Source organism: Lysinibacillus pakistanensis, assembly GCF_030123245.1.
Taxonomy (GTDB): domain Bacteria; phylum Bacillota; class Bacilli; order Bacillales_A; family Planococcaceae; genus Lysinibacillus; species Lysinibacillus pakistanensis.
The window spans coordinates 1,160,828-1,181,134 of sequence record NZ_CP126101.1; the positions used below are offsets into that span (position 1 = coordinate 1,160,828).

The 20,307-nt window shown below is 38.5% G+C and carries 17 protein-coding genes; 13 read left to right on the forward strand and 4 right to left on the reverse strand.

Annotated features, from left to right (window positions below; all coding sequences use genetic code 11):
• Positions 1 to 198: 198 nt before the first annotated feature.
• The 13 genes from QNH24_RS05440 to QNH24_RS05500 all read left to right on the forward strand — a co-directional run bounded on the left by QNH24_RS05440 (position 199) and on the right by QNH24_RS05500 (position 16,143).
• Positions 199 to 1,077 carry an aspartate carbamoyltransferase catalytic subunit gene (locus QNH24_RS05440; protein ID WP_283871093.1) on the forward strand — a complete coding sequence of 293 codons (879 nt, stop codon included), beginning with the start codon at positions 199 to 201 and terminating at the stop codon, positions 1,075 to 1,077.
• 1 nt (position 1,078) lies between these two features.
• The gene (pyrC, locus tag QNH24_RS05445) at positions 1,079 to 2,356 is read left to right on the forward strand and encodes a dihydroorotase (protein WP_283871094.1); all 1,278 of its coding nucleotides are present in this window, start codon (positions 1,079 to 1,081) and stop codon (positions 2,354 to 2,356) included.
• Positions 2,356 to 3,456, forward strand: coding sequence for a carbamoyl phosphate synthase small subunit (locus tag QNH24_RS05450; protein WP_283871095.1), 1,101 nt, complete (start codon positions 2,356 to 2,358; stop codon positions 3,454 to 3,456). Before pyrC ends, QNH24_RS05450 begins: the two co-directional genes overlap by 1 nt.
• On the forward strand, positions 3,449 to 6,646 hold the full coding sequence (carB, locus tag QNH24_RS05455; protein WP_283871096.1) for a carbamoyl-phosphate synthase large subunit: 3,198 nt from the start codon (positions 3,449 to 3,451) through the stop codon (positions 6,644 to 6,646). The genes QNH24_RS05450 and carB overlap by 8 nt, the downstream gene beginning before the upstream one ends.
• Position 6,647: 1 nt before the next feature.
• A complete protein-coding gene (locus tag QNH24_RS05460) occupies positions 6,648 to 7,421 on the forward strand; it encodes a dihydroorotate dehydrogenase electron transfer subunit (RefSeq protein WP_283871097.1) in 774 nt (257 codons plus the stop codon).
• Complete coding sequence (locus QNH24_RS05465) at positions 7,418 to 8,329, forward strand: dihydroorotate dehydrogenase (protein ID WP_283871098.1); 912 nt, start codon at positions 7,418 to 7,420, stop codon at positions 8,327 to 8,329. The genes QNH24_RS05460 and QNH24_RS05465 overlap by 4 nt, the downstream gene beginning before the upstream one ends.
• The gene (gene pyrF / locus QNH24_RS05470) at positions 8,329 to 9,033 is read left to right on the forward strand and encodes an orotidine-5'-phosphate decarboxylase (protein WP_283871099.1); all 705 of its coding nucleotides are present in this window, start codon (positions 8,329 to 8,331) and stop codon (positions 9,031 to 9,033) included. Before QNH24_RS05465 ends, pyrF begins: the two co-directional genes overlap by 1 nt.
• Positions 9,034 to 9,035: 2 nt before the next feature.
• Positions 9,036 to 9,665 carry an orotate phosphoribosyltransferase gene (gene pyrE, locus QNH24_RS05475; RefSeq protein ID WP_283871100.1) on the forward strand — a complete coding sequence of 210 codons (630 nt, stop codon included), beginning with the start codon at positions 9,036 to 9,038 and terminating at the stop codon, positions 9,663 to 9,665.
• A gap of 786 nt (positions 9,666 to 10,451) precedes the next feature.
• Complete coding sequence (locus QNH24_RS05480) at positions 10,452 to 11,465, forward strand: ABC transporter ATP-binding protein (protein ID WP_283871101.1); 1,014 nt, start codon at positions 10,452 to 10,454, stop codon at positions 11,463 to 11,465.
• Entirely contained in the window at positions 11,462 to 12,409 is a 948-nt protein-coding gene (locus tag QNH24_RS05485; protein ID WP_283871102.1) for an ATP-binding cassette domain-containing protein, read from the forward strand. Before QNH24_RS05480 ends, QNH24_RS05485 begins: the two co-directional genes overlap by 4 nt.
• Complete coding sequence (gene opp4B, locus QNH24_RS05490; RefSeq protein WP_283871103.1) at positions 12,410 to 13,372, forward strand: oligopeptide ABC transporter permease; 963 nt, start codon at positions 12,410 to 12,412, stop codon at positions 13,370 to 13,372.
• A 35-nt stretch (positions 13,373 to 13,407) separates the two neighbouring features.
• Positions 13,408 to 14,310 (forward strand): ABC transporter permease, encoded by a 903-nt coding sequence (locus QNH24_RS05495; RefSeq protein WP_283871104.1) that lies wholly within the window; start codon positions 13,408 to 13,410, stop codon positions 14,308 to 14,310.
• A 15-nt stretch (positions 14,311 to 14,325) separates the two neighbouring features.
• Complete coding sequence (locus QNH24_RS05500) at positions 14,326 to 16,143, forward strand: oligopeptide ABC transporter substrate-binding protein (RefSeq protein ID WP_283871105.1); 1,818 nt, start codon at positions 14,326 to 14,328, stop codon at positions 16,141 to 16,143.
• Positions 16,144 to 16,351: 208 nt separating this feature from the next.
• Here the strand turns inward: QNH24_RS05500 and QNH24_RS05505 are convergent, their stop codons facing one another.
• From QNH24_RS05505 to QNH24_RS05520, 4 genes are read right to left on the reverse strand one after another with little or no spacing between them, the layout of a single operon-like run.
• Positions 16,352 to 17,278: an ABC transporter ATP-binding protein gene (locus QNH24_RS05505; protein WP_283871106.1), complete on the reverse strand. Its 927-nt coding sequence runs from the start codon at positions 17,276 to 17,278 to the stop codon at positions 16,352 to 16,354.
• The gene (locus tag QNH24_RS05510) at positions 17,271 to 18,326 is read right to left on the reverse strand and encodes an ABC transporter ATP-binding protein (protein WP_283871107.1); all 1,056 of its coding nucleotides are present in this window, start codon (positions 18,324 to 18,326) and stop codon (positions 17,271 to 17,273) included. Before QNH24_RS05510 ends, QNH24_RS05505 begins: the two co-directional genes overlap by 8 nt.
• Before the next feature lie 13 nt (positions 18,327 to 18,339).
• Positions 18,340 to 19,260, reverse strand: a complete 921-nt coding sequence (locus QNH24_RS05515) for an ABC transporter permease (RefSeq protein WP_283871108.1) — start codon at positions 19,258 to 19,260, stop codon at positions 18,340 to 18,342.
• Positions 19,260 to 20,189 carry an ABC transporter permease gene (locus QNH24_RS05520; RefSeq protein ID WP_283871109.1) on the reverse strand — a complete coding sequence of 310 codons (930 nt, stop codon included), beginning with the start codon at positions 20,187 to 20,189 and terminating at the stop codon, positions 19,260 to 19,262. Before QNH24_RS05520 ends, QNH24_RS05515 begins: the two co-directional genes overlap by 1 nt.
• Between the last annotated feature and the right edge of the window lie 118 nt (positions 20,190 to 20,307).

Here is a 20,307-nt window from a genome sequence, read left to right on the forward strand (position 1 = left end):
GATAAAGCCTCCGGCGGATGTCACGGATTTTGAAAGGAATGAATTGTGCTCGCACAATTCAAAATCCGGACGCATTGTTTATCTGTGCGAAAGCGCAGTGCTAACGTAGCGACAGCAACAATTACGCCAAGGCGAAATTGATTTTAGCGAACGTTATACATAGACGTTCATGACACACAACCTAATGGAGGTCACATGATGAAGAACTTATTATCGATGGAACATTTAACAACTGAAGAAATTAACTACATCCTAGATCGTGCGCAAGCTTTTGAAAATGGTGAAGCATCATCGTTATCTCGCACATACAACATTGCAAACTTATTTTTCGAACCAAGTACCCGGACAAAAACAAGCTTTGAAATGGCTGAGCGCAAAGTTGGCTGTACAGTTATCCCTTTTGATGCTGGATTTTCGAGTGTTACAAAAGGGGAAACAATGTATGATACAGTAAAAACATTAGAGATGATTGGATTGGATGCAGTGGTCATTCGTGCAACTGAAGATGAATACTATAATGAGCTTCTAGAAGGTATTAATGTTGCCATCATTAACGCTGGAGATGGAGCGGGTCAGCACCCTTCCCAATCATTACTGGATCTTTACACAATAAAAAAAGAGTTTGGTTCATTTGAAGGGTTGAATGTTACAATCGCTGGGGATATATCCCATAGTCGTGTCGCAAAATCAAATGCAACAGCTTTACAGCGCTTAGGGGCTAACGTACATTTTCTTTGTCCAGAAGAGTGGGCAGGTGATTTCAAGGCCCATCATTCATGGGATGATTTAATCGAAATAAGTGATGTCATTATGTTACTTCGTGTACAGCATGAGCGTCATAAAGTTAATAAAAGCTTCTCGAAGGAAAGCTATCACCAAGAATATGGTTTAACAATTGAACGTGAGAAACAAATGAAGGATACCGCAATTATCATGCATCCAGCACCCGTAAACCGTGATGTAGAAATTACTTCTGAGCTAGTAGAGTGTGAACGTTCTCGAATTTTCGAGCAAGTCCGAAATGGTGTCTATACAAGAATGGCTATTGTGGAAACAATTTTAAAGGGGAGAGAATAACATGACAAAGATACTTCAAAATGTACAAATGTTAAATGAGCAAGGTGAATTGCATACTGTTAATATCGCCATGGCTGAAGGGAGAATTACAGCAATCGGACAAGACGTAACTGTAGAAGATGCTGAAATTATTGAAGGAAATGGTTTTGTTGTTGCACCAGGCTTTGTCGATGTCCACACGCATTTACGCGAGCCAGGCTTTGAGCATAAGGAAACAATTGCAACAGGTTCAGCATCAGCAGCAAAGGGCGGCTTTACAACAATTTGTGCAATGCCTAATACAAAACCAGTACCAGATTCAGTAGAAAACATGCAACTAATTAATGGGCTGATTAAGGAAAGTGCTGTTATTCGAGTACTGCCATATGGCTCACTCACAAAGGATATCTCCGGTGAGGTTCGTACAAATATTGAGCAATTAAAAGCACAGGGGGCAGTTGCATTCTCTGATGATGGTGTAGGTATTCAGCTTGCTTCAACAATGTATGAACAGATGAAGGATGCTGCTCAGCACGATATGGTTGTGGTGGCACACTGTGAAGATAATTCATTAATTTATGATGGAGTTATGCATGAGGGGAAACGAAATAAAGAGCTTGGTCTTCCTGGGATTCCGTCCATATGCGAATCTGTACAAATTGCACGAGATGTTTTATTAGCAGAAGCAGCTGGCGCTCGCTATCACGTCTGCCACGTATCAACGAAGGAGTCTGTCCGTGCAGTACGAGATGCTAAAGCAGCGGGTATTCGTGTAACTGCTGAAGTATGCCCACATCATTTATTACTTGAAGAAATGGATATTCCATCAGATGATGCAAATTGGAAAATGAACCCTCCATTACGCGGGGCGGATGACAAAGACTCACTTCACGCTGCTCTACTTGATGGAACAATCGATTGCATCGCTACAGATCATGCTCCACATACAGTAGAAGAAAAATGCTGTGGCATGGTAGGCGCACCATTTGGCATTGTTGGCTTTGAAACAGCCTTCCCACTCCTTTACACACAATTTGTAGAAACAGGGAAATGGACGTTAAAACAGTTGATTGACTGGATGTCTGTAAAGGCAGCAAAAATATTTGATTTACCCTATGGCACATTAGAAGTTGGAGCTTCAGCAGATATGATTTTACTAGATTTAAATAAAGAGCAAGCAATTGATGCGGAAGGCTTTGTATCAAAAGGACGTAATACACCATTCAATGGTTGGACTGCAAAGGGATGGCCAATCCTTACAATTTTTGAAGGCAATATCGTATACCAGGAGGCAGAGTAATGAAAAAACGTTTACTTATTTTAGAAGATGGCACAGTATTTACAGGTACAGCGTTCGGTAGTGAGCGAGCTTCACAAGGTGAGGTAGTTTTTACAACAGGGATGACAGGTTATCAGGAAACCATTTCAGATCCTTCATTCTATGGACAAATCGTTACATTAACATACCCTTTAATCGGTAACTATGGAATCAACCGTGATGACTTTGAATCAATTACACCTGCTATTCGTGGATTTGTTGTTCGAGAATTAGCCAAAACCCCTTCAAACTTCCGCTGCGATTTAACGGTAGATGATTATCTGACAGCAAAGGACATTCCAGGAATTGAAGGAATCGATACTCGGAAATTAACACGCATCATTCGTAGTAAAGGATCGGTAAAGGCCATTTTAACAGCAGCCGATGAGGAAGTGAATGTGGCTGAAATCGTAGCAAAATTACAAGCAACACCGGCGATTACACACCATGTTCGTGAAGTTTCACCAAAGGCTGCTTATCCGTCACCAGGACGTGGTAAACGTGTTGTATTAATTGACTTTGGTATGAAGCATGGTATTCTTCGTGAATTAAATAAACGTGATTGTGATGTGTTAGTTGTACCCTATAACACACCGGCAGAGGAAATTTTAGCATGGCATCCAGATGGAATTATGCTATCAAACGGTCCAGGTAACCCAGAAGATGTACAGGAAGGTATCGAAACAGTTCGCAATTTAATTGGTAAAGTGCCAATGTTCGGTATATGCCTAGGTCATCAAATCTTCTCACTTGCTTGTGGTGCTCGAAGCTTTAAATTACCGTTTGGACATCGTGGAGGAAACCATCCGGTAAAAGATTTACGCACAGGCCGTACAGATTTAACATCTCAAAACCACGGATACGCAATCGATATTGAATCATTAAAAGAGACAGATCTAGAATTAACACATATCGCATTAAATGATGGTACTTGTGAAGGTGTACGTCACAAGAAATATCCAATCTTCACAGTCCAATACCATCCAGAAGCATCACCAGGTCCAGAAGATTCAAACCACTTATTTGATGAGTTTATTGAAATGATGGAAGTAGAAGCAGGGAAGGGGAAACAACATGCCTAAACGTACAGATATTGAAACAATTTTAGTAATCGGATCAGGTCCAATCGTTATCGGACAAGCAGCAGAATTTGACTATGCAGGAACACAAGCTTGTCTATCTTTAAAAGAAGAAGGCTATCGCGTTATTTTAATTAACTCAAACCCTGCAACAATCATGACGGATACAGAAATTGCCGACAAGGTTTATATTGAGCCAATTACTCTTGAGTTTGTATCACGTATTTTGCGAAAAGAGCGTCCAGATGCCATCCTACCAACTCTTGGGGGGCAAACTGGCTTAAATATGGCGATTGAATTAGATAAATCAGGAATTTTGGATGAGCTTAATATTGAGATTCTTGGGACAAAATTAGAAGCAATTCATAAAGCAGAAGACCGTGATTTATTCCGTAATTTAATGTATGAACTAGGTGCTCCAGTGCCTGAATCAGATATTATCCATAACTTAGATGAAGCGAAAAACTTTGTTGCAAAGATTGGTTATCCAGTTATCGTTCGACCTGCATTTACATTAGGTGGTACAGGCGGTGGAATTTGCTACAATGATCAAGATTTAGAGGAAATCGTGACATCTGGGCTTAAATATTCTCCAGTTACACAATGCTTACTAGAAAAATCAATCGCTGGCTATAAAGAGATTGAATATGAAGTAATGCGTGATGCGGCTGACAATGCCATTGTAGTATGTAACATGGAAAACGTTGACCCAGTAGGTATTCATACAGGGGATTCTATCGTAGTAGCACCAACACAAACACTGTCAGATCGAGAAAACCAAATGCTACGTAATATTTCCCTAGATATTATTCGTGCACTGAAAATTGAAGGTGGCTGTAACGTTCAATTAGCTCTTGATCCATATAGCTTTAATTACTATGTAATCGAGGTTAACCCTCGTGTATCACGTTCATCAGCGTTAGCATCTAAAGCAACAGGCTACCCAATTGCCAAGCTAGCAGCAAAAATTGCAGTTGGCTTAACATTAGATGAAATTAAAAACCCTGTAACAGGTTCAACGTATGCTTGCTTCGAGCCAGCACTAGATTATATTGTGGCAAAAATCCCACGCTGGCCATTCGATAAATTCGAATCAGCAAAACGTAATCTTGGTACACAAATGAAAGCAACTGGCGAGGTTATGGCACTAGGACGAACATTTGAGGAAGCGATGCTTAAAGCAGTTCGTTCACTTGAAACAGGTCAAGTACACTTAGAGTTAAAGCATGCCGAGGAAAACTCCGATTCTTGGATTGAAAAACGTATCCGCAAAGCTGGAGATGAGCGTCTATTCTTTATCGGTGAAGCATTACGTCGCGGTGTAACAATTGAGCAAATTCATGAGTGGTCTGCCATTGACTTATTCTTCTTAAATAAATTCAAAAACATTGTGGATATGGAGAAAACACTTGCTGACAATAAAAACGATAAAGACGTATTACGTACAGCAAAACGTCTAGGCTTTGCAGATAAGAAAATTGCAGAGCTTTGGGAAACTACACCTGAGGAAGTATATGCATATCGTAAAGAATATGGTATTATCCCGGTCTATAAGATGGTTGATACATGTGCAGCAGAGTTTGAATCTGAAACACCTTACTTCTATGGCACATATGAGGAAGAAAACGAATCAATTAAATCAGATAAGCCATCTGTTGTTGTCCTTGGGTCAGGTCCAATTCGTATTGGTCAAGGGGTAGAATTTGACTACGCGACAGTACATTCAGTTTGGGCAATTCAAGAAGCTGGCTATGAGGCAATTATTATTAACTCAAATCCAGAAACTGTATCCACGGACTTCTCGATTTCAGATAAATTATACTTCGAGCCATTAACAATCGAAGATGTAATGCATATTATTGACCTAGAGCAGCCAATTGGTGTGGTTGTGCAATTCGGTGGACAAACAGCTATTAATCTTGCGGATAAATTAGCGGCAAATGGTGTGAAAATCTTAGGTACAACACTTGAAGATATTGATCGTGCAGAAAATAGAGATAAATTCGAGCAAGCATTACATGAATTAGATATTCCACAGCCACAAGGTGAAACGGCTATCTCAACAGAGGAAGCACTTGCTATCGGTGGACGTCTTGGCTTCCCGGTGTTAGTTCGCCCTTCATATGTACTAGGTGGACGTGCGATGGAAATCGTCTACAACGAAGAAGAGCTACAACACTATATGGAAAATGCGGTTGAAGCATCTCCAGACCATCCAGTATTAGTGGACCGTTATTTAACTGGTCAGGAAATTGAAGTAGATGCAATTTGTGACGGGGAAAATGTGTTGATCCCAGGTATTATGGAGCATATCGAGCGTGCAGGTGTTCACTCCGGTGACTCTATCTCTGTATATCCACCACAAAAATTAACACAGGCACAAAAGGATACATTAGTGGACTATACAACACGCCTTGCAAAAGGTCTTGGCATCATAGGTTTAATGAACATTCAATATGTTATTTCACAAGGTGAAGTATTTGTAATCGAGGTGAACCCACGTTCTTCTCGTACAGTGCCATTCTTAAGTAAAATTACTAATATCCCAATGGCTAATATTGCGACAAAAGCAATCCTAGGTAAGTCCATTATCGAACAAGGTTATCCTACAGGCTTAGCAGCAGAGCAAAAAGGCGTATTTGTAAAAGTACCAGTATTCTCATTTGCTAAATTACGCCGTGTTGACATTACATTAGGACCTGAAATGAAGTCAACAGGTGAAGTAATGGGGAAAGATGCAACATTAGAAAAAGCCCTTTACAAAGGCTTGGTTGCAGCAGGAATGGAAATTCGCACAGAAGGTACAGTATTATTTACTGTATCTGATAAAGATAAAGAGGAAGCGATTGCCCTTGCAAAACGTTTCTCAACAGTAGGCTATCGTATTGTGGCTACTGAAGGTACTGCTAAAGCATTTGAAGCAGCAGGAGTCCGCACAGATATCGTTGGAAAAATCGGTGCAAAGGGCCAAACATTAATCGATTTAATTCAAAATGGTGAAGCACAACTTGTAGTAAATACACTTACAAAGGGCAAGCAACCAGCTCGTGATGGTTTCCGTATCCGTCGTGAATCTGTCGAAAATGGTGTCCCATGTTTAACATCATTAGATACAGCAGAAGCAATGCTACGTGTTATTGAATCAATGACATTTACAGCAGAACAAATGCCAAAAGCGGAGGTAGTACACTAATATGATACGTCAAGAGAAAATGACGGTCGTCTCTCAAAAACAAATAGCGACAAACATTTTCGAATTGACACTTCATGGTGAACTGGTTCAGGATATGACTCCTGGCCAGTTTGTCCATGTAAAGGTGTCAGATTCATTGGAGCCGCTTTTACGTCGACCAATCAGTATTGCCAATATAGATAAAGATAACAACGAATTTACAATGATTTATCGAGCAGAAGGACGAGGAACAAAGGTTTTAGCGACGAATCGCGAAGGTCAGCTTGTAAATGTATTAGGACCAATCGGTAATGGATTCCCTGTAGACGCAGTAAAAGAAGGAGGGACAGCTCTTTTAGTTGGAGGAGGAATTGGCGTACCACCATTACATGAGCTTTCGAAGCAATTAAATGCGCGAGGTGTGAAAACAATTCATGTGTTAGGCTTCCAAACAGAGGATGTATGCTTTTATGAGGAAGAATTCAGCGCACTTGGTGAAACACATTATGTAACGGTGGACGGCTCTAAGGGCACAAAGGGCTTTGTCACGAATGTACTAGCGTCACGAGCACCTGAGTTTGATGTCTTTTATTCCTGTGGTCCACTACCAATGTTAAAAGCACTTGAAGGCTTTTACCCGGAAAAAGAGGGCTATCTATCATTTGAAGAGCGTATGGGCTGCGGTATCGGCGCTTGCTTTGCATGTGTATGTAAAACAACAGACCAAGTAGCAAAAGACTATGTTAAGGTATGCTCTGATGGTCCAGTTTTCCCGAAAGGTACGGTGGCATTATGAGTCGGCTAACAATACAATTACCAGGTTTAGAGTTAAAAAATCCAATAATGCCAGCATCAGGCTGCTTCGGATTTGGTCGTGAATATGCTCAACTATACGATTTATCAAAGCTTGGCGCTATAATGATTAAAGCAACAACTGTAGAAACACGACCAGGGAACCCTACACCACGTGTAGCAGAAACAGCAGCAGGGATGTTAAATGCTATAGGCCTACAAAACCCTGGCATTGACAAAGTCATGAATGAGGAATTAAAGTTTCTAGAGGACTATGATGTGCCAATTATTGCAAATGTAGCTGGTACAGAGACAGCGGATTATGTAGAAGTTGCACAACGTATTTCCACCGCGGCCAATGTAAAAGCATTAGAGCTTAACATTTCCTGTCCAAACGTAAAATGTGGGGGTATTCAATTTGGTACTGATCCCGCAACAGCACGTGAACTGGTGGAAGCTGTTAAAGCTGTGTCTGAGGTGCCTGTTTACGTAAAATTATCTCCAAATGTAACAAGTATTGTAGACATTGCCCAAGCTGTTGAAGCGGGTGGAGCAGACGGTATTACTATGATTAATACGTTAATTGGAATGCGTCTGGATGAACGTACTGGTAAGCCGGTAATTGCCAATGGCACAGGTGGTTTATCCGGCCCTGCTGTAAAACCAGTGGCGATTCGGATGGTCTATGAGGTCTATAAGGCTGTCAATATTCCGATTATTGGAATGGGTGGTGTAACAGAGGCACAGGACGTTATTGACTTTATGTCGGCCGGTGCATCTGCAGTTGCAGTTGGGACAGCAAACTTTGTCGATCATTTTGTATGCCCGACTATTATTGATGAATTACCAGCAAAGCTTGACAAATTAGGGGTAGAGCATATTTCAGAAATAATCGGAAGGAGCCACCGTTAATGAATACAAAACCAATACTTGCACTAGATTTTCCTGGTGAAGCAGAAGTATTCAATTTTTTAAAGCATTTTAATGAGCCTCTTTTCGTGAAAATTGGTATGGAATTATATATGCAGGAAGGGCCAGATATTGTTCGGAAAGTAAAGGATTTAGGCCATGATATTTTCCTTGATTTAAAATTACATGATATCCCGAATACAGTTGGCTCTGCCATGAAGGGCCTAGCAAAATTAGGGGTAGATTTAGTCAATGTCCATGCAGCAGGCGGACGTCCAATGATGGAGGCTGCAATGGAAGGCCTTGAAGCAGGTACACCTGCAGGTAAAGGTCGTCCTGCATTAATTGCAGTTACACAATTAACATCAACAACTGAGGAACAAATGCAAGCGGAACAAAGAATTGCTCTATCTTTACAGGAGTCTGTCTTGCACTATGCAAGTCTCACAAAACAGGCTGGTTTACAAGGTGTCGTTTGCTCAGTACACGAGGCTAAAATGATAGCAGAGGTATGCGGGAATGATTTTCTACGTGTGACACCTGGTATTCGTTTAGCAGGTGGCGATGCACACGATCAAAAGCGCATTGCCACACCAGACGGAGCAAAACGTGATGGCTCATCACTAATTGTCGTGGGACGCGCTGTAACAGGTGCACAAGATCCAGTAGCAGCATATAAAATTGTAAGTGAATTATGGGAGGCATAACTATGACATTACAAAATGAAATCGCACACGCAATGTTAAAAGTAGGAGCAGTGGAACTAAATCCTACAGAGCTATTTACATGGGCATCAGGCATTCAATCGCCAATTTACTGCGATACACGTCTAACAATCTCAGATCCTGTTATTCGTAAACAATTAGCAAACGGCTTGGCATCACTGATTAAAGAAAACTTTAGCGCAACAGAAATCGTTGCAGGTACAGCAACAGCAGGTATTCCTCATGCGGCTTGGGTAAGTGATATTCTAGATTTACCAATGGTTTATGTACGTTCTAAAGCAAAAGAGCACGGGCGTGGTAATCAAATCGAAGGAAAATACGCAGCGGGTCAAAAAGTAGTTGTAGTAGAAGATATTGTTTCTACGGGTGGTTCATCTATTACAGCGGTTGAAGCTTTACGAGCAGCAGGCTGTGAAGTGTTGGGCGTTGTTTGCGTCTACACGTACAATCTTCCACGTGCTGAACAAGCATTCGATCAAGCTGGTATTCAATATGTATCATTAACAAACTTTGATTATTTAATAGAAGCAGCCAACGAATCAGGTGCTATTCAGGAAGAAGATATCCCATTTCTTAAGGAATGGCATGGAAAATTAAAGGCTGGAGCACTTTAATCTTCAAAGAAACTTTTAAAAGCGACTGTCGATATTTTTATCGACAGTCGCTTTTTTTTGCTAAATCAGCTGAAAAGATATAGAAAATAAGCCAGATAAAATAACAAGAAGTATGTAACATGGCATTGTTTACTTGCTTAAAGTAAATTATTTTTCTGCTGTAATATAAATCACTTCAATTTATTAATGTGTTATCAGAAAAAATTATTTACAAAAATTGAAAACTGAAAAATTGAAAATGTATCAATTCGTCAAAAAAATAACTAAAGTAATCTGAAATACTAAATAAATGTAAATTATGTAAGAGTAGGTAATAATATATTACATAGCATTTTATTATATTTTAATAATAAAAAAATAACACTTTATGCAGGTGAAGTGAAAAATGAGCAAATATTCATTTGGTAGAAATAAAAATATTTTAATGAAAATTGGAATAGTTGTATGGTTTATTTTGTATATAAGATAATAAGAATTAAAAAAAATTGCTTGATTAAATGGTTTATTTCTAGATAAAATAGCATTACGTCCAATTATCAGAATATTACATCAGTAGAATTTTTGACTTGGTATTATTTTTTTTGGTAATTAATCTAGCCATATTTTTTGATTTTCGAAATTGGTGATTTGTTTTCTGAAAAAGTAAAAAGTTATAAAAGGGATTTTTAAAATACCGTGGTGTAAATGAACTTTTTTAACGGAATATAATTCTGAAATTTCTGAAATTAATTCCGAAGGATAAGTATGGTCATTTTTCTGAATATTGAATATAAGGGGAGAGATTGTTTGAATACAGCAAATGAACTACTAACAATTAGAAATTTAACTACAAGTTTTCGAATTAAAGAAACTTACCACGCTGCTGTAGATGATGTCTCGCTTTCGCTTAAAAAGAATGAAGTATTAGCAATCGTTGGGGAATCAGGTTGTGGTAAAAGTACTTTAGCAACTACGATTGTAGGTTTGCACAATGAAGTTAACACAAAAGTTTCAGGTGAAATTCTTTATAACAATCAAAATTTAACTCAACTAAATGAGCAGAAATTTAATAAATTACGTGGTAATGATATTGGTTTTATATTCCAAGATCCTCTTTCAGCTCTTAATCCATTAATGCGGATTGGAGAACAAATTGCTGAGGGATTAATGTATCATACAAAGTTCTCAAAGCAACAGCGCGAGGAGAGAGTATTAGAATTATTGATTCAAGTAGGTATCTCTAATCCACAACGTGTGGCAAAACAATTTCCACATCAATTGTCTGGAGGGATGCGTCAACGCGTCATGATTGCTATTGCACTGTCGTGTAAGCCTTCCATTTTAATTGCAGATGAACCAACAACAGCTCTAGATGTAACTATCCAAGCTCAAATACTAGATCTATTAAAAGCACTTCAAGTAGAAACCGAAACGGGTATTATATTAATTACCCATGATTTGGGTGTTGTCGCGGAAATGGCTGATCGAGTTGCAGTGATGTATGCAGGTGAAGTAGTAGAAGAAGCACCTGTTCAGAACTTATTTAATAATGCTAAACATCCTTATACTCGTTCTTTATTGAATTCTATTCCACAAACACATAGTGAAAATGAAAGACTTGAAGTTATTCAAGGTATGGTGCCATCGCTGATGAATTTACCTCGGGAAAGCTGCCGATTTTCAGCACGAATACCTTGGATTGATGCATCTGCACACGAAAAAAACCCACATTTACATGAAATTGCGCCAGGACATTTGGTTAGATGTACCTGCTGGAAACACTTTCATTTTGAAGGTGAAGAAGGAGGGGTGACTGTATGAGTTTTATGCAAATTAGCGATTTGAATGTTCATTATCCAATTCGAGGGGGCTTTTTTAATACAGTAATCGATAAAGTATTTGCGGTTGATGGCGTCACAATGGAATTTGAACAAGGAAAAACATATGGTTTAGTTGGAGAATCAGGTTCTGGAAAATCGACAACTGGGAAAGCCATTATAGGTCTAGAAAAAATCACCTCGGGTCAAATTTACTATGAAGGTGAGAATGTTACAAATCAACGTAGAAATCGTAATTCGGCATATAACAAAGATATTCAAATGATTTTCCAAGATTCTCATTCAAGTATGAATCCTAGAAAAAGGGTTTTAGACATTTTAGCAGAGCCTATTCGAAATTTTATGAAGCTTAGTGATCAAGAGGAACGTAAGCGCATTAAAGAGTTACTTGCAATTGTAGGTATGTCTGAAGATGTATTGTTAAAGTATCCACATGAATTTTCTGGTGGTCAAAAGCAACGTCTTGGAATCGCACGTGCTGTTGCTTGTAATCCAAAAATGATTATTGCTGATGAACCTGTATCTGCACTAGATTTATCTGTACAAGCTCAAGTGCTAAATTTTATGAAAGACATTCAGAGTGAATTTGGACTTAGTTATTTATTTATTTCACATGACCTTGGTGTCGTGAAGCATATGTGTGATTACATAGCTATCATGTACAAAGGACGCTTTGTTGAAACAGGCACTCGAAATGACATATATACGAGTCCACAACATATTTATACAAAGCGCTTGTTATCAGCTATTCCAAATATTGAGCCAGAAACACGTTTAGAGCGTAAAATAACACGTCAAGATGTCGAGGCCAATTATCAAAAAGAACAGCATAAATATTATGACGAGGATGGCAAAGTATACCCATTAAAAACCATTTCGGATACGCATAAAGTAGCGATGTCTGATATTGAACGGGAGGGTATATAAATGTGGAAAACGATTGTTAGACGTGTGTTACTGATGATTCCTCAGTTGTTTGTCTTAAGTCTTTTTATCTTCATATTGGCAAAACAAATGCCAGGAGATCCATTTACGGGGCTTATTACACCAGAGACGGACCCTGCAAGGATTGAGGAACTTCGTATACAAGCAGGTTTCTATGACCCCTGGTATGTTCAGTATTACCACTGGATTACAAACGCTTTTCAAGGTGATTTCGGACGAAGCTATACATATAAAATTGCAGTGTCCACACTTATTGGTGAGCGCGGATTAAATACATTCTGGCTTTCATTACTTAGTGCAATCTTTGTATATTTGATTGCGATTCCATTAGGGGTGTTGGCTGGTCGTTATCAAGAATCATTTTTAGATAAATCAATCACCCTGTATAGTTTTATAAGTTATGCAATACCAACTTTCGTATTATCACTCATTTTCGTATATATATTCGGTTATAGACTCATGTGGTTCCCAACTAGCGGGACAGTTGATGTAGGGCTTGATCCAGGTACAATGGCATATTATTGGAATAAAATGTATCATTTACTGCTACCTGCTATTACGTATGCTATCTTAGGTACAACAGCCATTATTCAATATTTACGTTCAGAAATAATAGATGCAAAAACACAGGATTATGTGAAAACAGCTCGAAGCAAAGGTATCCCAATGCGAAAAGTCTATACTAGACATATTTTCCGTAATTCCTTACTACCAATCGCAGCCTTTTTAGGGTTTACAATAACAGGTTTATTAGGCGGTTCTATTTTTATTGAAACAATATTCGGTTTCCCAGGAATGGGTCAGTTGTTTATCAATTCAATCATGAGTCGAGATTATAGTGTTATTACGGCACTAGTTATGCTTTATGGCTTCTTAACATTATTAGGTAGTCTACTGTCTGATATTATTATGAGCATTGTCGATCCACGTATCCGCATAGACTAACTACTAAAATAATGTTTAAGGAGAGGTGAATTCAAATGGAACAATACAATAATGAAATAGTCAAATTTGATAACTCTCCGCCGACGGGAATACAAGTCGTTTTACGAGAGTTTAAAAAAGATAAATTAGCAATGTTTTCATTTTTTGGGATAACGTTTATTATTATTGGATTTTTAGTTGCTGCCTTGCTTTTAAATCAAGAAGAAGTTTTAAAAATTAAACTGTTGGAGCGCTACACTGAACCTGGTGTAAATGGTTATACACTTGGAACAGATGAAGCAGGTCGTGATATGCTGGGGCAGCTAGTAATAGGGGCAAAAAACTCTATTTTAATAGCATTTGCAATTACGATTATTACTAGTATTACAGGGATAGGTCTTGGTATTATCATGGGTTATTACGGTGGATTTGTTGATAATTTGTTTATGCGAATTACTGAATTTTTTATGACATTACCTAATCTAATGGTGATCATTGTTTTTGTAACTATAATACCGAAATATGGCATCCTTGAGCTGATTTTGATCATAAGTTTATTTCAATGGATGAGCACCGCACGTTTAGTCCGAAGTAAAGCACTATCGGAGGGCAGGAGGGATTATGTAAGTGCTTCTAAAACAATGGGGACAAGTGACTTCGCTATTATGTTTAAAGGCATTTTACCAAATTTAAGTTCGATTTTAATCGTTGAACTAACGTTGAACTTTGCTGGAAACGTTGGGATCGAAACAGGATTGTCCTTCTTAGGCTTTGGCTTACCACCATCGACTCCGAGTTTAGGAACTCTTGTAAACTATGCGAGAAATCCAATCGTTTTATCAGAAAAATGGTGGGTATGGTTGCCCGCATCAATATTAATTTTAATCTTGATGCTTGGTATAAATTACGTCGGTCAAGCACTTCGTCGTGCAGCTGACGCAAAACAAAGAATTGGATAAAGGGGAGGATGTACTATGAAAAAAAATTGGTTATTACTATCCGTTATTTTTGCAGTGATGTTTGTATTGGCGGCCTGCAATAACGATGGTAAAGACGCAGCTAAAACTGGGGATGGCAACAAAGAGAAATCGACACAAAAGGAAACAGAAACTAATAAAGAAGATACAGCTAAGTTTCCAATGGATATAACAAATGAAGGTGATGCTATTAAAGGCGGTACGTTAAAAGTAGCGCTTGTAACAGACACTCCTTTTAAAGGTGTTTTCATTCCGGAATTATCTGATGATGCTTACGATAGTACAATCTTAGATTACGCAAAAAATGAGATTTTCGAATTGGATGGGGATTTCCTAGTAAAAGATACAGGTATTGCAAAATTAGAAGTTGATAAGGACAATAAGAAGGCGAAGATTACTATTCAAGGTGATGTTAAGTGGTCAGATGGTAAACCCTTGACGGCAGAAGACTTAATTTATCCATACGAAATTATTGGTCATCCTGATTACGACGGAAAACGCTATGATGACGACTTCCAAAATATTATCGGTGCAAAAGAATATCATGATGGAGAGGCAAAAACAATTTCTGGTATTAAAAAAATTGATGAAAAATCAATTGAAATTACGTTCAAGAAAGTATCACCAGCTATTTATTCAGTTGGGGATGGGTTATGGGGTTATGCAGCACCGAAGCATCAGCTAGAGTCAATCCCTGTTAAAGATGCCCTAATTGCTTCAGATGCAGTTCGTAAAAATCCTGTAACACTGGGCGCATTTAAAATTGATAAAATTGTAAATGGAGAGTCTGTTCAACTTGTAGCGAATGAACATTATTTTAAAGGCAAGCCAAAGTTAGATAAAGTGGTGATCGAAGTTGTTCCTTCTAGTTCAATCGGTGAAGCTTTGAAAACTGGGAAATATGATATTGCAGAACATTACCCAACAAATCAATATGACAGCATAAAGGATTTATCAAATATATCGATTGTAAGCCGTCCAGAGTTATCATACTCTTATGTCGGGTTTAAAGTAGGGAAATACGATAAAGCAAATCGTATGAATATTTTTGATGAGAAGTCAAAAATGAATGATGTAAATTTACGTCGAGCGATTGGCTATGCGATGGATATTGAATCTGTTACAGAAAAATTCTATCAAGGATTGCGTGTACGAGCAAACTCATTAATTCCACCAGTGTTTGCATCTTATTATGATGGTACGTTAGAGGGTTATCACTATGATCCTGAAAAGGCTAAGGAATTACTAGATAAGGCAGGGTATAAAGATGTCGATGGTGACGGAATCCGTGAAGGTAAAGACGGGAAAAAATTCACGATTCGCTTAGCAGCAATGTCTGGTTCAGACACAGATGAAGCGATTGCTGAATACTATCGTCAAAATTGGAAGGAAGTTGGGTTAAATGTTGAGTTGACTACTGGCCGCTTAATTGAATTCAACAGCTTCTATGATAAAGTTGAGGCTGATGATCCAGAAATTGATATGTATATGGCTGCATGGAAAACAGGTACGAACCCATCTCCGTCAGGTTTATATGGTGAGGGTGCAGAATTTAACTTGAGTCGTTTCGTTTCTGCTGAATTAACAGAAATGTTAGAAGACATTGATTCTGAAAAATCAATGGATCCGGATCACCGTGCAAAAGCATTCCGTACATGGCAAGAATATATGAGCAAAACAGCAACGACAATGCCAATGTACTTCCGTACAGAGCTTTTCCCAGTCAACAAACGCGTGAAAAATTACAATGTTGATTACGCAAATCCAACGGAACTTCAAACTATTGAATTAACAGCAGATGCACCACTGAAATAAGCTGGTCATTGAAAAAACAGTCTTTCTTCATATGGGAAAGACTGTTTTTCATAACTGAGTAGTTATAACTCATCATCAAAAGTTGGGATGATATTTGTTAAAATCTGTGTCATGTATATAAGTTGAGTGGAGTGAAGGTTATTGATGCTTTTATTAAGACAAAAAATCCATCCACTGAAAATCTCCAATGGATGGATATTGAAAGTTATTATCGATTAGCAACCCAAGTTTTCACAAGATCCGCTGTACCATAAACGTAATGCTGATCGCCTACCTCATGATATGTTGCACTATCGTCCACCTCCGTATGCTTGTACGGAATACGTTGACGACGCTTTTCTGACATTGGGTCAGGAAGTGGGATGGCTGATAATAAAGATTTTGTATACGGATGAACAGGATTATTATAAATATCGTCCGCTTTACCGATTTCCATAATTTTACCACGGTACATAACAGCGATACGGTCACTGATGTATTTAACCATGGATAAGTCATGGGCAATAAATAGATATGTTAAGCCGCGCTCTTTTTGAAGCTGCTTTAGCAGGTTAACCACTTGCGCTTGAATGGATACGTCAAGCGCTGAGATAGGCTCATCAGCAATGATGAATTTTGGGTCTAAGCTTAGAGCACGAGCAATTCCAATACGTTGACGTTGACCACCAGAGAATTCATGTGCATAACGGTTGGCGTGCTCTTTGTTTAAGCCAACTGCCTCAAGTAGTTGATTTACTTTTTCACGGCGTTCTTTTTTATCCTTATAAAGACCGTGAATATCAAAGCCTTCACTAATGATTTCTCCAGCCGTCATACGAGGGTTTAAAGAAGCGTATGGATCTTGGAAAATCATTTGCATTTGACGATTGAATTTCTTTAAGTCATTTTTGGACTTTTTCCCATGAACGTTCTCGCCATCGAAAATAATTTCCCCATCTGTAATATCATACAGGCGAATAATGGAGCGACCAGTTGTTGATTTACCACAGCCTGATTCACCTACAAGACCAAGTGTCTCACCTTCGTATACATCGAAGCTAATACCATCAACAGCTTTAATAGGGTTACTTGCTGAGCCGAAATGCTGCTTTAAATTTTTAATTTCAAGAATTTTTTTTGCACCCGTTTTAGTCATTTGATTGTGCCTCCTTTGCTAAATACCCTTCAATTCGTTTAGCAACAGCTTCTGGAAGTGGTATTTTTGGTGCGTCTGGATGCAACAACCAAGTTTTTGCAAAGTGTGTTTCACTTACCTGGAACATTGGAGGTTCTTGCTCGTAGTCAATAGCCATTGCAAATTCATTACGAGCGGCAAAAGCATCTCCCTTTGGAGGGTTTGTAAGATCTGGCGGTGAACCAGGAATCGTACGTAATAGCTCGTCTGTGTCGTTATCTAAGTCTGGCATTGATCCGAGAAGTCCCCATGTATAAGGATGCTTAGGATTATAGAAAATATCATTGACAGTACCATATTCCACGATTTGACCAGCATACATAACAGCAACACGGTCAGCGATGTTGGCAACAACACCTAAATCATGCGTAATGAAAATGATAGATGTTTTCGAATTTTTTTGTATTTCTTTCATAAGTTCTAAAATTTGCGCTTGAATTGTAACGTCTAGGGCTGTTGTTGGCTCATCGGCAATTAATAGCTTTGGATCAGCTGCAAGAGCGATAGCAATAACAACACGCTGACGCATACCACCTGAAAACTCATGTGGATATTGGTTATAGCGTTTCTCAGGGAAGGGAATACCTACCTGTGTTAAAAGCTCAATTGCACGTTTTTTTGCATCTGCTTTAGATACTTTTTTATGTTGTAAAATTACTTCAGTTATTTGACGTCCGACCTTCATGGTTGGATTTAAACTTGTCATAGGGTCTTGGAAAATCATTGCAATCTCATTTCCGCGTACTTTTGACATTTCTTTATCACTTAAAGGAACTAAATCACGGCCATTAAATAAAATCTGTCCTGACTCATAAATACCAGGTGGCTGTGGAATTAATTTCATTAACGCGTTACTCGTAACACTTTTACCAGAACCTGATTCACCAACTATAGCGAGTGTTTCACCTTCCTTTAAATCAAAGTTAACACCACGTACAGCATGGACAAGCCCTGCATAGGTTTTAAAGTTTATTCGTAAATCTTTTACTTCTAGAATTGTTTTATTCATTTCGGCCACCTCCTTATTTACGTAGTTTTGGATCTAATGCATCACGTAAGCCGTCACCAACTGCGTTAAACGCAAAGATTGTTAGTGAAATAAATACTGCAGGGAATATTAAACGCCAAGGAGCATTGGTAATCGCTCCATTACCATCAGAAGCCATTGTTCCCCAAGAGGCTTGTGGAGCAGGAACCCCAAGTCCTAGATAACTAAGGAAAGACTCTGTAAAAATCGCATGTGGAACAGTTAATGTCATTGTTACTAAAATCGCACCAAGTGCATTTGGCACTAAATGTTTTAAAATTAAATGTCCTGTTTGTGCACCCAGAGTTCGAGCGGCTAAAACATACTCTTGATTTTTAATAGATAATACTTCACCGCGAACAATACGAGCCATATTAATCCATCCTGTAATCGATAATGCGATAATCATTGGTATAATACCAGGTTTTAATACTACTAAAAGTACGATAACAACTAGTAGGTAAGGAACGGCTGTTAAAACATCGGCAATACGCATCATAATATTGTCAACACGACCGCCTGCTAAACCAGAAATACTTCCCCATAATACGCCGATGATCAAGTCAATCACTGCAGCAGTTATTCCGATGAGTAAAGAGATACGAGCGCCAGCCCATATTCGAACGAAAATATCTCGACCTAAATCATCTGTACCAAACCAATATTCTGAAGATGGTGGGGCGTTATAAACACCTAATTGATCACTATAGTGGTATTGTGAAAACATTGGCACAAATGTAGCCATCAAAACAATAATGATTAAAGCAATTAAACCAAAAATCGCCATTTTATTATGGGAAAAACGAATAAATACTTCCTTCCAAAAGGAGATAGATTTATCTGCTAATTTATCAGTTGCTTCATGATTTCCGCCAACAATTTTAAACTTATCTTTCTCAATTTGTTGCTGTGTCATTACTTTTTCGCTCCTTTCAGCTTAATTCGCGGATCAATCACGCTATATAAAATATCTACGATGAATACCGCAAATAAAAGAATGATTGCGTAGAACACCGTTGTTCCCATAACAACTGTATAGTCACGGTTTGTAATACTCTGTACAAAGTGCTTACCTAAACCAGGGACCGCAAAAATTTGCTCTACAATGAAGCTACCTGTAACAACCCCAGCAGTTAATGGACCTAAATAAGTAATAACTGGTAAAAGGGCGTTACGTAAAGTATGGCGGAAGACAACTGTCCATTTGCCTATTCCTTTTGCACGAGCCATTTTTACGTAATCACTATTATTTTGTTCAAGCATACTTGAACGTGTTAGTTTAGCGATAAAGCCCATATGCGAAAATGCAATAGCTAAGGCTGGTAATATACTATAACTAAAGCCTTTCCATCCACTAATCGGGAATAACTCAAGCTTGTATGCCAGAAAATACTGCATAAGCCCAGCTAAGATAAAGGATGGAACGGAAATTCCGAGCACCGCAAAGGTCGTTGCCAAATAATCTGGCCATCTATTATGATAAAGCGCTGCCACTACACCGATTAATACACCAAATCCAATAGCTAGCAGCATAGCTTCAATCCCTAAAGTTAAAGATACTGGGAAGCCTTCTGCAATCATATCATTCGTTGAACGCGCTTTATATTTCATAGATTCACCGAAATTAAAAGTGGCCGCATCGATTAAATAATCTTTGTACTGAATATACCAAGGGTTATTTAATCCATACGTTTCGTTTAACTTTTCCTCTATTTGAGGAGGGAAATTACGTTCAGATGCAAATGGATTACCAGGAGCAAGACGCAATAGGAAAAACGTAGCCGTTACGATGACGAAAAGCGCGAGAAGTATATACATCAGCCTTTTCAAAATATATTTAATCACATAAAACTCCTCCTTCTACTTGTCAATTATCTGACAAATAAGTGCTTTCGTATTTTAAAAAGAGCTGACTCGCGCCGCAAGGGCTACGAGGCAGCTCTCAGCTTAGAGCTTAAAAAGA